The sequence below is a fragment of the Pseudescherichia sp. genome (assembly GCF_031987975.1).
GTDB lineage: Bacteria > Pseudomonadota > Gammaproteobacteria > Enterobacterales > Enterobacteriaceae > Pseudescherichia.
This window is the reverse complement of sequence record NZ_DALZYX010000001.1, coordinates 578745-591602: the sequence shown is the minus strand read 5'-3', so window position 1 is coordinate 591602 and position 12858 is coordinate 578745. Positions and strand designations below refer to the sequence as shown.

Sequence of the window (12858 nt, the reverse complement as noted above, 5' to 3'; positions counted from 1 at the left end):
ACTACACCTCAGCAATAGCATCTCCTGATAGTCGTGTGCTAATGCCTTGTTTTAAGGCTGATTAGACAGCTAATAAACTCTCATTCCCTACATAAAAAAGTGTTAAAGCTGGAGTTAACCATGCACAAATTCACTAAAGCGCTGGCGGCAATTGGTTTAGCTGCCGTTATGTCACAATCCGCTATCGCCGAAAATATGAAGCTCGGTTTTCTGGTCAAGCAGCCGGAAGAGCCGTGGTTCCAGACCGAGTGGAAATTTGCCGATAAGGCAGGTAAAGATTTAGGTTTTGAAGTCATTAAAATTGCCGTACCGGACGGTGAAAAGACGCTGAACGCCATCGATAGCCTGGCCGCCAGCGGGGCGAAAGGCTTCGTAATCTGTACCCCGGATCCCAAACTTGGCTCGGCGATTGTTGCTAAAGCGCGCGGCTATGACATGAAGGTCATTGCCGTGGACGATCAGTTCGTCAACGCCAAGGGGCAGCCGATGGAGAGCGTGCCGCTGGTGATGATGGCCGCCAGCGAGATTGGCGCGCGCCAGGGGCAGGAGCTGTATAAAGAGATGCAAAAACGCGGCTGGGATGTGAAAGAGACCGGCGTTATGGCCATCACCGCCGATGAACTGGATACTGCCCGTCGCCGCACCTCTGGCTCGATGGATGCCCTGAAAGCCGCGGGCTTCCCGGAAAAACAGATCTATAAGGTTCCGACTAAATCAAACGATATTCCCGGCGCGTTCGATGCCGGTAACTCCCTGCTGGTTCAGCATCCAGAAGTGAAACACTGGCTGGTGGTCGGCATGAACGATAACACCGTGCTGGGTGGCGTGCGTGCTACCGAAGGGCAGGGCTTTAAAGCTGCTGACGTGATTGGTATCGGCATCAATGGCGTTGATGCCGTAAGCGAACTGTCCAAAGCCCAGGGTACTGGCTTCTACGGCTCGCTGCTGCCAAGCCCGGACGTTCACGGCTATAAAACCAGTGAAATGCTCTACAACTGGGTGGAAAAAGGCGTTGAGCCGCCCAAGTTCACTGCGGTTACCGACGTGGTGCTGATCACCCGCGACAACTTCAAAGATGAGTTAGCGAAGAAAGGGCTAGGCGTGAAGTAATTCTCGCCGTTGGTTGCGCCCTTCATTATTCGCTTTTAGCGCGGGGTGAAGGGCCAGTCGTACCATCAATGCGTCACGGAGACGTTATGCAACAGTCAACTCCATATCTCTCTTTCCGTGGTATTAGCAAAACCTTCCCCGGCGTAAAGGCCCTGAGCGACATCAGCTTCGACTGCTATGCCGGCCAGGTGCACGCCCTGATGGGGGAGAACGGCGCGGGTAAATCCACGCTGTTAAAGATCCTGAGCGGTAACTACGCGCCCACTGGCGGAACGCTGGTGCTGCAGGGCCAGGAGGTCAGCTTTGCTGACACCACCGCCGCGCTGAATGCCGGGGTGGCAATCATCTACCAGGAGCTGCATCTGGTTCCGGAGATGACCGTCGCGGAGAATATCTATCTCGGCCAGCTGCCCCAGAAGGGCGGGCTGGTGAATCGCTCGCTGCTTAATTATGAGGCCCGTCTCCAGCTGGAGCATCTTGGGCTGGATATCGATCCGCAGACGCCGTTGAAGTATCTCTCCATTGGCCAGTGGCAGATGGTTGAGATTGCCAAGGCGCTGGCGCGCAATGCAAAAGTGATCGCCTTCGATGAACCTACCAGTTCGCTCTCGGCGCGGGAGATCGACAACCTGTTTCGGGTGATCCGCGAGCTGCGTAACGAGGGACGGGTGATCCTCTACGTTTCCCACCGCATGGAGGAGATTTTTGCCCTCAGCGATGCCATTACCGTCTTTAAGGATGGGCGCTACGTGCGCACCTTTGATGACATGCAGCAGGTTAACCATGACTCGCTGGTGCAGGCGATGGTTGGTCGCGATCTCGGGGACATCTATGGCTGGCAGCCACGGGAGTATGGTGCAGAGATGCTGCGCCTCGAGTCGGTGAAAGCGCCCGGCGTACGTCATCCCGTTAGCTTTTCGGTGAGACGTGGTGAGATTGTCGGCCTGTTCGGGCTGGTAGGGGCCGGGCGCAGCGAGCTAATGAAAGGGCTGTTCGGCGGCACGCGCATTACGGCGGGCCAGCTGATCATTGACGGCAAGCCGCTGGATATTCAAAAGCCAGCCCACGCCATTCGCGCCGGGATGATGCTCTGTCCCGAGGATCGCAAGGCCGAAGGCATCATTCCCGTCCACTCCGTGCGTGACAACATCAACATCAGCGCCCGACGCAAGTCGGTTCGCGCCGGATGCCTGATCAACGACGGCTGGGAGGTGGAAAACGCCGACCATCATATTCGCTCTCTCAATATCAAAACGCCCGGCGCTGAGCAGCTGATTATGAATCTCTCCGGCGGCAACCAGCAAAAGGCCATTCTTGGCCGCTGGCTGTCAGAGGAGATGAAGGTGATTTTGCTTGATGAGCCAACGCGCGGCATCGACGTGGGTGCGAAGCATGAGATCTACAACGTTATCTACGCCCTGGCCTCTCGTGGCGTAGCGGTACTGTTTGCCTCCAGCGACCTGCCGGAAGTGCTCGGCGTCGCCGATCGCATTCTGGTGATGCGGGAAGGGGAGATCGCCGGTGAGCTACTGCACGGCGAAGCAGACGAGAAACAGGCACTTAGCCTTGCCATGCCTAAAGTGAGCCAGGCCGTCGCCTGAGTGAGGAGAGTATCATGTCATCAGTAACAAGCTCTGGCGCAGGAAAGTCGCCGTTCAGTTTGGGACGCATCTGGGATCACTACGGCATGCTGGTGGTCTTCGCCGTACTGTTTATCGGCTGCGCCCTGTTTGTGCCTAACTTTGCCAGCTTCGTCAATATGAAGGGGCTGGGACTCGCCATCTCGATGTCGGGCATGGTGGCCTGCGGTATGCTCTTCTGCCTGGCCTCCGGCGATTTTGACCTCTCGGTGGCCTCGGTCATTGCCTGTGCGGGCGTCACTGCTGCGGTGGTGATCAACATGACCGAGAGTCTGTGGATCGGCGTCTTTGCAGGCCTGATGCTCGGCGTATTGAGCGGCCTGGTTAACGGCTTCGTCATTGCAAAGCTGAAGATCAATGCCCTGATCACTACCCTTGCGACGATGCAGATCGTACGCGGTCTGGCCTATATCATCTCCGATGGTAAAGCAGTAGGTATTGAAGACGAGCGCTTCTTTACCCTCGGCTACACCAACTGGTTTGGCCTGCCTGCGCCCATCTGGCTGACCGTGGCCTGCCTGATCGTGTTTGGTTTTTTACTTAACAGAACCACCTTTGGCCGCAATACGTTGGCGATTGGCGGTAACGAGGAGGCGGCTCGCCTGGCGGGTGTACCGGTAGTGCGCACAAAGATCATTATCTTTGTGCTCTCCGGACTGGTATCGGCTGCGGCCGGGATCATTCTGGCGTCGCGTATGACCAGCGGCCAGCCAATGACCTCCATTGGCTATGAGCTGATCGTCATCTCCGCCTGCGTGCTCGGCGGGGTCTCCCTGAAGGGCGGGATTGGTAAAATCTCTTACGTGGTGGCGGGGATCCTCATTCTCGGTACCGTCGAGAATGCCATGAACCTGCTGAATATCTCTCCTTTCTCGCAGTACGTTGTACGCGGTCTGATCCTGCTGGCGGCAGTCATCTTTGACCGCTACAAACAGAAGGCCAAACGTACCGTCTGATCGCTAGCGACGTGCCAAAGCGCCTCTTTTTTAATCGTTTTTACCTCTCGACCAGCCGCAATTGCGGCTGGTTTCTTTGCTTTAAGATGGCGAGGAGCGTGACACTGTCTATACTTACATGGCTAATGATAACGAGAGATGGTCGTGAACGCGGCATCGAAACCAGAAAGGAGGATACCAGGGTGGCTGACCAGTTAGCTGTACCGCCTGTACTTTCCGCAAACTATGCTTACTTCTTTGACCTCGACGGAACCCTCGCCGAAATCAAACCTCGTCCCGATCAGGTCTTTATTCCCGCCGGGGTCATAACCCTGCTCAAACGTCTGGCCGAAATGAATCAGGGCGCAGTGGCGCTGGTATCGGGCCGTTCTATGAAAGAGCTGGATGCCATCGCTTCACCGCTGCATTTTCCCCTTGCCGGGGTGCACGGTGCCCAGCGGCGTGACTATCAGGGGAAAACCCATGAGATCGCCTTGCCAGCCGATCAGGTTAAACAGATGGAGCTGGAGCTGATTGCGGCCCTCGATCGTCTGGAGGGGACTGAACTGGAGGCGAAGGGGATGGCGTTTGCGCTGCACTATCGCCAGGCCGTTCATCATGAAGAGGCTATTTTTACTCTGGCAAAGGAAATGGAGGAGAAATATCCGAATTTAGCCCTGCAGCCCGGTAAATGCGTGGTAGAGCTGAAACCGCGTGGTATCAATAAAGGAGCAGCAGTTGACGCATTCATGCAGGAACCGCCTTTTTGTGGGCGCAAACCTGTTTTCCTGGGAGACGACCTCACTGACGAGGCAGGCTTCAAGGTTGTGAATCGCCTTGATGGCGTATCCGTAAAGGTGGGTATTGGCGCGACGCAGGCGCAATACCGGCTGGAGAGCGTAGCGGACGTTCATCAATGGCTTGCAAATATCATTGACCACCAACAACAAGAAGAGATGGCGCTAACTAACAGGAGAGATGGCTATGAGTCGCTTAGTCGTAGTATCTAATCGTATCGCACCGCCGGATGATAAGAAATCGAGCGCCGGTGGGCTGGCCGTCGGCATTATGGGTGCACTGAAAGGAACCGGCGGACTCTGGTTTGGCTGGAGTGGTGAAATTGGTAATGAAGATAAGCCGCTAAAGAAAGTGACCCGCGGCAACATTACCTGGGCCTCGTTTAACCTCAGCGAGCAGGATTATGATGAGTACTACAGCCAGTTTTCTAATGCCGTGCTGTGGCCGGCTTTCCACTACCGTCTTGATTTAGTGAAGTTCCAGCGCGAGGCTTGGGAGGGCTATCAGCGCGTGAACGCACTGCTGGCGGACAAGCTGGTGCCGCTGCTTGAAGAAGACGATATTCTCTGGATCCACGATTACCACCTTCTGCCGTTTGCCAACGAGCTACGCCAGCGTGGTGTAAACAACCAGATTGGCTTTTTCCTGCATATTCCATTCCCAACCCCGGAGATTTTCAACGCGCTGCCGCCGCATGCCGAGCTGCTGGAGCAGCTGTGCGACTACGATCTGCTGGGATTCCAGACCGAGAGCGACCGGGTGTCGTTCCTGGATAGCCTCTCCAGCCAGACGCGGCTGACCGCCCGGGGCGATAAAACCCACACCGCATGGGGCAAAACCTTCCGCACCGAAGTCTATCCTATCGGGATTGAGCCGGAAGAGATTGCTCAGCAGGCGTCTGGCCCGCTGCCGCCCAAGCTGGCACAGCTCAAATCCGAGCTGAAAAATGTGAAAAACATCTTCTCCGTCGAGCGGCTGGACTACTCTAAGGGCCTGCCGGAACGTTTCCATGCCTATGAAACTCTGCTGGAGAAGTTCCCGCAGCACCACGGTAAAATCCGCTATACGCAGATTGCACCTACCTCACGCGGCGAGGTTCAGGCCTACCAGGATATTCGTCATCAGCTGGAGACTGAAGCTGGACGTATTAATGGTAAATATGGCCAGCTAGGCTGGACGCCACTTTACTACCTTAACCAGCACTTCGATCGCAAGCTGCTGATGAAGGTCTTCCGCTACGCCGATGTCGGCCTGGTGACGCCGCTGCGTGACGGGATGAATCTCGTTGCCAAAGAGTATGTCGCGGCGCAGGATCCGGCTAACCCTGGCGTACTGGTGCTCTCTAAGTTTGCCGGTGCGGCCAACGAGTTAACCTCGGCGCTGATCGTAAACCCATACGATCGTGACGATGTGGCTAACGCTATGAACCGGGCCTTAACCATGCCGCTGGCGGAACGTATCTCCCGCCATGCCGACATGATGGATGTGATCAGGAAAAATGATATTCACCGCTGGCAGGAGAGGTTTATTGCCGATTTAAAGCGCATAGCGCCCCGTAGTGCAGAGAGTCGTCTGCAAGACAACGTGGCGACTTTCCCTAAACTGGCTTAATAATTTTGGCGCTCCCGCTGTAGCGGGGGCGCTATTTCTCGTTAAGCGAGACCAGCAGCACGTCCACTTTACTCGACCCCACCACGCTTTTAGCCGAACAGGCCGCCCGCGAAAAAAAATGCTGATTATGGTTACCGTAAATAACCAGATCGACGCCTTCACGTTCGCAAAAATGCAGGATATTTTCACTCAGCTCACCCGAGGCAATTATTGTTTGCGTAATGGGATAATCCGCCTGTGCAATTAACGCCTGTAAAAATTGCTGGGTCTCCTCCTGCATCAGGTCGCGCAAATTCTCCATCATTGGCGCGGCAAACTGATTATACATCTCGGGATCGTTAGCTAAGGTAAGCAGGCTAATACGTGCATAGGATGGGCGGGCAATAGAGACCGCTTTTTTGAGCAGCAGATGGCTTTCTGGGTTAACGGCAACCGCAACCAGCAGGTGGGAATAGCTCATATCTCACTCCTTCACTGAGCATGAACCCTTGACGTATCTTTACCTTGTTTTTACAAAATTTGCAACCAGAAAAATGTGACTGAGCTGTGAACATTATCATAAATATTCATTAATTATTCCATCGCGTGGAATCGTGCCTTTCTCTGATATGTTAATCAAATTTAAACACTTAACGTAAATTTCACAAAGATTATGGTGCTTCAGATACTGCATTTCGTAAGCTGTTAACAAATTTGCAATCATTTTACACGTTTACAAGGTAAGTTTAGCCAGGCTTCAATGTATTGATAAATATATAAATTTTTTTATGACCCTGATTTTGCTATGGCGATTATATCCCTCACGCGAGCATAAAGTCAGAGGTCTGATGACTGGTTATCAGTTAACACATAAAACTGCATGACTATTCGTCGAAAAGGAATAGAAAAGAGGCACAATAGTACAAAAAACGAACAATCACTAAGTCGAAAGTATGGATTTATTTATAATATTCACGTAAATTATGTGACGTAGATCACATTATTTTTAAATTTCTCCCAGCAGCCAATTGTATGTCCTACGGGTCACGAGTACAGTTGCGTCGCTTTAAGAAAAATCTTAGTTAATTGTAAGAATTGATTGAAAGCGTAACGGAGAGAGGTGGCACAGCAATGCGATCGCCGTCACGTTAAACAACAAAATTCAAACGATGCATTTCGCCTTATCTTTTTTAATACCGGGTTTTTTTCCCGGCGACATCACGGGGTGCGGCCTGGCCGCATAAGATACTAGTTGGTTATTCTGGATGGGAAAAATGCATACATCCGAGTTGCTGAAACATATTTATGACATCAACTTGTCATATTTACTGCTGGCACAGCGTTTAATTAGTCAGGACAAAGCCTCCGCCATGTTCCGCCTGGGCATTAGCGAAGAGATGGCCTCAACCATGGGTGAATTAACGCTGCCGCAGATGGTAAAATTAGCTGAAACCAATCAGCTGATCTGCCAGTTCCGTTTTGATAATCATCAGACTATCACCCGTCTGACTCAGGAGTCCCGCGTGGATGACCTGCAGCAGATTCATACCGGTATTTTGCTCTCGACGCGCCTGCTTAATGAGAGCAATCAGGGTGCTGACGCGCCGTCCCGGAAAAAAAGGGCTTAATGATGACCGAGAAGAGCATTGTCCAGGAAGCGCGTGATATTCAACTCGCTATGGAGCTGATTACGCTGGGCGCGCGTTTGCAAATGTTGGAAAGTGAAACGCAGCTCAGCCGTGGCCGCCTCATCAAACTCTATAAAGAACTTCGTGGTAGCCCGCCGCCGAAAGGGATGCTCCCTTTTTCAACCGACTGGTTTATGACGTGGGAACAGAATATTCATGCCTCAATGTTCTGCAACGCCTGGCAGTTTTTACTGAAAACAGGACTCTGCAGCGGTGTTGATGCAGTAATTAAAGCGTATCGACTCTATCTGGAACAGTGTCCGCAGCCGGAAGAGGGACCGCTGTTAGCCCTGACCCGTGCCTGGACGTTAGTGCGTTTCGTCGAGAGCGGCATGCTGGAACTTTCAAGCTGTAACTGCTGCGGCGGCAATTTTATTACCCATGCTCACCAGCCTGCTGGCAGTTTTGCCTGCAGTTTATGCCAGCCGCCGTCCAGGGCCGTAAAAAGACGTAAACTTTCCCTGGAAGCTGCCGATATTATTCCACAACTGCTGGATGAACAGATCAAACAGGCTGTTTAACTTAACGGCGTGGGTAACACTCCAGCAGCGGTAAGCAATTACCGCTGCTTTTTTTTGCCTCCCCGTCGGGTTTTTCGCCCCAAAACTGTTTTTCCTTGCCTTAGTCAACAGCGGAAGGATGATGTCGTGCTGATCTTATTAGGTTACCTTGTTGTTCTCGGTACAGTCTTTGGCGGTTACATGATGACCGGCGGACACCTTGGGGCACTTTATCAACCGGCTGAGCTGATTATTATCGGCGGCGCGGGCGTGGGTGCGTTTATTGTGGGTAATAACGGCAAAGCCATTAAAGGAACGCTTAAGGCGCTCCCCTTGCTGTTTCGTCGCTCCAAATACACAAAAGCTGTCTATATGGATCTTCTGGCGCTGCTCTATCGCCTGATGGCCAAGTCGCGCCAGCAGGGGATGTTCTCCCTTGAGCGCGATATTGAAAATCCAAAAGAGAGCGAAATTTTTGCTAACTATCCGCGGATCCTTGCCGATCCGGTGATGCTCGAGTTTATCGTCGACTATCTGCGTCTGATCATCAGCGGCAACATGAACACCTTTGAAATTGAAGCGTTGATGGACGAAGAGATCGAGACCCACGAAAGCGAAGCCGAAGTACCCGCGAATAGCCTGGCCATGGTGGGCGACTCGCTGCCAGCGTTTGGTATCGTGGCGGCGGTTATGGGGGTGGTTCATGCCCTGGCCTCGGCGGATCGCCCAGCGGCTGAGCTGGGGGCGCTGATCGCCCACGCGATGGTAGGAACCTTCCTCGGTATTCTGCTGGCCTACGGCTTTATCTCGCCGCTGGCTACCGTACTGCGCCAGAAGAGTGCGGAAACCACCAAGATGATGCAGTGCGTCAAGATCACGCTGCTCTCCAACCTGAACGGCTACGCGCCTCCGATTGCCGTTGAGTTTGGCCGTAAAACGCTCTACTCCAGCGAGCGTCCATCCTTTATGGAGTTGGATGAGCATGTCCGCGCGGTACGTAATCCAAACCAGCAGACCACGACTGAGGACGCATGAAAAACCAGGCCCATCCTATTGTCGTTGTAAAACGGCGCAAGCATAAGGGGCACGGGGGCGGCTCGCACGGATCCTGGAAGATTGCCTACGCCGACTTTATGACGGCAATGATGGCGTTCTTCCTCGTGATGTGGCTGATCTCTATCTCCAGTCCGAAAGAGCTGATCCAGATTGCGGAGTATTTCCGCACCCCGCTGGCAACCTCTATCGCAGGCGGTCCGCGTATCTCCAACAGCGACAGCCCAATTCCGGGCGGCGGCGATGACGTCACCCAGCAGAAAGGGGAGGTGCAGCGCCAGCCCAACGTGGAGGAGCTGCGCCAGAAGATGGAGCAGTCTCGCCTGAGCAAGCTGCGCGGCGACCTCGACCAGCTGATCGAGGCCGATCCGAAGCTGCGCGCCCTGCGTCCGCACCTGAAGATCGATCTGGTTCAGGAGGGGCTACGCATCCAGATTATCGACAGCCAGAACCGGCCGATGTTTAAAACCGGCAGCGCCGAGGTTGAACCCTATATGCGCGATATTTTGCGCGCTATTGCGCCGGTGCTGAACAACATTCCCAACCGTATTAGCCTTTCGGGCCATACCGATGACTTCCCGTACGCCAACGGCGAGCGTGGCTACAGTAACTGGGAGCTTTCTGCCGATCGTGCTAACGCCTCACGGCGAGAGCTGGTCGCGGGCGGGCTGGACGACGGCAAAGTGCTGCGTGTGGTCGGCATGGCTGCCACCATGCGCCTGAACGACAAAGGGGCGAATGACGCCATTAACCGCCGCATTAGTCTCTTAGTGCTGAATAAACAAGCAGAACAGGCAATTCTGCACGAAAACGCCGAAAGCCAAAACGAGCCGGTAAGTGTATTACAACAGCCGGGGGCGCAGCCCCAGGCGACCGTTCCCACATCGCCACAACCCGATCCGAGGTGATAGCGTGAGCATGGATATTAGCGATTTTTATCAGACATTTTTTGATGAAGCTGACGAGCTGTTGGCCGACATGGAGCAACACCTGCTGGATCTGGTGCCGGAAGCGCCGGATTCAGAGCAGCTCAACGCCATCTTTCGTGCAGCCCACTCCATAAAAGGCGGTGCTGGCACGTTTGGCTTCACCATTTTGCAGGAGACCACGCACCTGATGGAAAACCTGCTGGATGAGGCCCGGCGCGGAGAGATGCAACTCAACACCGATATTATCAACCTGTTTTTGGAAACCAAAGATATTATGCAGGAACAGCTCGACGCCTATAAAAGCTCGCAAGAGCCGGATGCCGCCAGCTTTGAATATATCTGCAATGCGCTGCGACAGCTGGCGCTGGAAGCGAAAGGCGAAGTGCCTGCCGCTGCGACCGGTGGGGCAAAGCTGACCGTTGTAGATAATGCCCAGGCCGTCGCTGATGCTGCACCCGTCGCCGCACCAGCGACAGCCAATGATGGCAAACTGCGCATTGTCCTGTCTCGTCTGAAAGAGAGCGAAGTCAACCTGCTGGAAGATGAGCTGAAAAACCTGGCGACGCTCAGCGACGTGGTAAAAGGCGCGGATTCGCTGAGCGCGACGCTGGAAGGCGGCGTGGGCGAAGACGACCTGGTTGCCGTGCTCTGCTTCGTCATCGAGCCGGATCAGATTAGCTTTGCCGATGTACCCGCGCCAGCTTCGGCCAGCGAGGCAGCACCAGCCGCTCCGGCTGCGGTGGCCCAGCCGGTAGCTGCGGCTCCGGTTGCACAAAGCGCGCCGCGTGAGCAGCCTGCTGCCCGTCAGGAGCGTGCAGAAAAGCCAGCCCGCGCAAGCGAGTCTACCAGCATCCGCGTTGCCGTTGAGAAAGTTGACCAGCTCATCAACCTTGTGGGCGAACTGGTGATCACTCAGTCAATGCTGGCTCAGCGCTCCAACGAGCTGGATCCGGTCAATCACGGCGACCTGATCACCAGCATGGGCCAGCTGCAGCGTAATGCCCGCGATCTGCAGGAGTCGGTGATGTCCATCCGTATGATGCCGATGGAGTACGTCTTCAGCCGCTTCCCGCGCCTGGTGCGCGACCTGGCGAGCAAGCTCAACAAGCAGATCGAGCTAACGCTGCTGGGCAGCTCTACCGAGCTGGATAAGAGCCTGATCGAGCGCATTATCGATCCGTTAACCCACCTGGTGCGTAACAGCCTGGACCACGGTATTGAGCTGCCGGATACCCGTGTCGCTGCCGGAAAATCGCCGGTAGGTAACCTGACCCTCTCTGCGGAGCATCAGGGCGGCAATATCTGCATCGAAGTGATCGACGACGGCGCAGGTCTCAACCGCGAGCGTATCCTGGCGAAGGCGATGTCACAGGGGATGGCGGTAAATGAAAACATGACCGACGAAGAGGTCGGCATGCTGATTTTTGCCCCGGGTTTCTCCACGGCAGAGCAGGTAACGGACGTCTCCGGCCGCGGCGTGGGTATGGACGTGGTGAAACGTAACATCCAGGAGATGGGCGGCCACGTTGAGATCCAGTCGAAGCAGGGGGCGGGCACGACGATCCGGATCCTGCTGCCGCTGACGCTGGCGATCCTTGACGGTATGTCGGTGAAAGTTGCGGACGAAGTCTTTATCCTGCCGCTGAATGCGGTGATGGAGTCGCTGCAGCCGCGTGAAGAGGATCTGCATCCGCTGGCGGGGGGCGAGCGCGTGCTGGAAGTGCGCGGCGAGTATCTGCCGCTGGTTGAGCTGTGGAAAGTCTTTGACGTCGATGGCGCGAAAACTGAGGCAACGACAGGCATTGTGGTGATCCTACAGAGCGCAGGCCGTCGCTATGCGCTGCTGGTGGATCAGTTGATTGGTCAGCACCAGGTTGTGGTGAAGAACCTCGAGAGCAACTACCGCAAGGTGCCGGGCATCTCCGCTGCAACCATCCTTGGCGATGGCAGCGTGGCGCTGATCGTCGATGTTTCGGCGTTACAGGGATTAAACCGTGAGCAACGTGTGGCGAACACAGCCGCCTGATTTAGTTAAAAAGGTAAAAATATGACCGGTATGAGTAATGTAACGAAACTGGCTGGTGAGCCATCGGGTCAGGAGTTCCTGGTATTCACTTTAGGCGATGAAGAGTATGGCATCGATATCCTGAAAGTGCAGGAGATCCGCGGTTACGATCAGGTAACCCGTATTGCTAACACCCCGGATTTTATTAAAGGTGTGACCAACCTGCGCGGTGTGATTGTACCCATCGTCGATCTGCGGGTTAAATTCAGCCAACAGGACGTGGAGTATAACGATAATACCGTGGTGATCGTGCTCAACCTGGGCCAGCGCGTGGTGGGGATCGTGGTAGATGGCGTCTCTGACGTGCTGTCGCTGGCAGCGGATCAGATCCGCCCGGCCCCAGAGTTTGCTGTGACCCTGTCAACGGAATATCTCACCGGCCTCGGCGCGCTGGGTGACCGGATGCTGATCCTGGTGAACATTGAGAAGCTGCTTAACAGCGAAGAGATGGCCCTGCTGGACAGCGCAGCGGCTCACGTTGCCTGATACCCCTCAACGCTCCCGCCTCCGGGAGCGTTTTTTAACCGCTTTTCACGCCCCTTCCTTATTA

At 54.7% G+C, this 12858-nt stretch carries 12 protein-coding genes; 11 read left to right on the top strand and 1 reads right to left on the bottom strand.

Features of this window, described 5'->3' with window-relative positions; genetic code table 11:
• The first annotated feature begins 120 nt into the window (after window positions 1-120).
• The 5 genes from RTN40_RS02940 to otsA all read left to right on the top strand — a co-directional run bounded on the left by RTN40_RS02940 (window position 121) and on the right by otsA (window position 6094).
• Entirely contained in the window at window positions 121-1110 is a 990-nt protein-coding gene (locus RTN40_RS02940; RefSeq protein WP_312227117.1) for an arabinose ABC transporter substrate-binding protein, read from the top strand.
• Window positions 1111-1196: 86 nt separating this feature from the next.
• Window positions 1197-2711, top strand: a complete 1515-nt coding sequence (araG, locus tag RTN40_RS02935) for an L-arabinose ABC transporter ATP-binding protein AraG (RefSeq protein WP_312209259.1) — start codon at window positions 1197-1199, stop codon at window positions 2709-2711.
• A 14-nt stretch (window positions 2712-2725) separates the two neighbouring features.
• Entirely contained in the window at window positions 2726-3706 is a 981-nt protein-coding gene (gene araH, locus RTN40_RS02930; RefSeq protein WP_312227116.1) for an L-arabinose ABC transporter permease AraH, read from the top strand.
• Window positions 3707-3888: 182 nt separating this feature from the next.
• Window positions 3889-4695, top strand: a complete 807-nt coding sequence (gene otsB, locus RTN40_RS02925; protein WP_312227115.1) for a trehalose-phosphatase — start codon at window positions 3889-3891, stop codon at window positions 4693-4695.
• Window positions 4670-6094 (top strand): alpha,alpha-trehalose-phosphate synthase, encoded by a 1425-nt coding sequence (otsA, locus tag RTN40_RS02920; protein ID WP_312227114.1) that lies wholly within the window; start codon window positions 4670-4672, stop codon window positions 6092-6094. The genes otsB and otsA overlap by 26 nt, the downstream gene beginning before the upstream one ends.
• 31 nt (window positions 6095-6125) lie before the next feature.
• On the opposite strand, the gene uspC is transcribed toward otsA, so the two are convergent.
• Window positions 6126-6554: a universal stress protein UspC gene (gene uspC / locus RTN40_RS02915; RefSeq protein ID WP_312227113.1), complete on the bottom strand. Its 429-nt coding sequence runs from the start codon at window positions 6552-6554 to the stop codon at window positions 6126-6128.
• Between the two features lie 793 nt (window positions 6555-7347).
• On the opposite strand from uspC, the gene flhD reads away from it, so the two are divergent.
• The 6 genes from flhD (at window position 7348) to cheW (ending at window position 12794) form a co-directional block, all read left to right on the top strand.
• Window positions 7348-7701, top strand: a complete 354-nt coding sequence (flhD, locus tag RTN40_RS02910) for a flagellar transcriptional regulator FlhD (RefSeq protein WP_312227112.1) — start codon at window positions 7348-7350, stop codon at window positions 7699-7701.
• A gap of 2 nt (window positions 7702-7703) precedes the next feature.
• Window positions 7704-8282, top strand: coding sequence for a flagellar transcriptional regulator FlhC (gene flhC / locus RTN40_RS02905; protein ID WP_312227215.1), 579 nt, complete (start codon window positions 7704-7706; stop codon window positions 8280-8282).
• A 126-nt stretch (window positions 8283-8408) separates the two neighbouring features.
• The gene (gene motA, locus RTN40_RS02900) at window positions 8409-9296 is read left to right on the top strand and encodes a flagellar motor stator protein MotA (RefSeq protein WP_103819271.1); all 888 of its coding nucleotides are present in this window, start codon (window positions 8409-8411) and stop codon (window positions 9294-9296) included.
• Window positions 9293-10222, top strand: a complete 930-nt coding sequence (motB, locus tag RTN40_RS02895) for a flagellar motor protein MotB (RefSeq protein WP_312227111.1) — start codon at window positions 9293-9295, stop codon at window positions 10220-10222. Before motA ends, motB begins: the two co-directional genes overlap by 4 nt.
• Before the next feature lie 10 nt (window positions 10223-10232).
• Window positions 10233-12269: a chemotaxis protein CheA gene (gene cheA / locus RTN40_RS02890; protein ID WP_409418507.1), complete on the top strand. Its 2037-nt coding sequence runs from the start codon at window positions 10233-10235 to the stop codon at window positions 12267-12269.
• A 21-nt stretch (window positions 12270-12290) separates the two neighbouring features.
• A complete protein-coding gene (gene cheW / locus RTN40_RS02885) occupies window positions 12291-12794 on the top strand; it encodes a chemotaxis protein CheW (protein ID WP_268107556.1) in 504 nt (167 codons plus the stop codon).
• Window positions 12795-12858: the final 64 nt, after the last annotated feature.

Excerpts from the sequence above, each read along its gene's own strand:
- araG (WP_312209259.1), top strand. The coding sequence starts at position 1,197 with ATGCAACAGTCAACTCCATATCTCTCTTTCCGTGGTATTAGCAAAACC.
- cheA (WP_409418507.1), top strand. The coding sequence starts at position 10,233 with ATGGATATTAGCGATTTTTATCAGACATTTTTTGATGAAGCTGACGAG.
- araH (WP_312227116.1), top strand. The coding sequence starts at position 2,726 with ATGTCATCAGTAACAAGCTCTGGCGCAGGAAAGTCGCCGTTCAGTTTG.
- RTN40_RS02940 (WP_312227117.1), top strand. The coding sequence starts at position 121 with ATGCACAAATTCACTAAAGCGCTGGCGGCAATTGGTTTAGCTGCCGTT.
- otsA (WP_312227114.1), top strand. The coding sequence starts at position 4,670 with ATGAGTCGCTTAGTCGTAGTATCTAATCGTATCGCACCGCCGGATGAT.
- flhC (WP_312227215.1), top strand. The coding sequence starts at position 7,704 with ATGACCGAGAAGAGCATTGTCCAGGAAGCGCGTGATATTCAACTCGCT.
- flhD (WP_312227112.1), top strand. The coding sequence starts at position 7,348 with ATGCATACATCCGAGTTGCTGAAACATATTTATGACATCAACTTGTCA.
- uspC (WP_312227113.1), bottom strand. The coding sequence starts at position 6,554 with ATGAGCTATTCCCACCTGCTGGTTGCGGTTGCCGTTAACCCAGAAAGC.
- cheW (WP_268107556.1), top strand. The coding sequence starts at position 12,291 with ATGACCGGTATGAGTAATGTAACGAAACTGGCTGGTGAGCCATCGGGT.
- motB (WP_312227111.1), top strand. The coding sequence starts at position 9,293 with ATGAAAAACCAGGCCCATCCTATTGTCGTTGTAAAACGGCGCAAGCAT.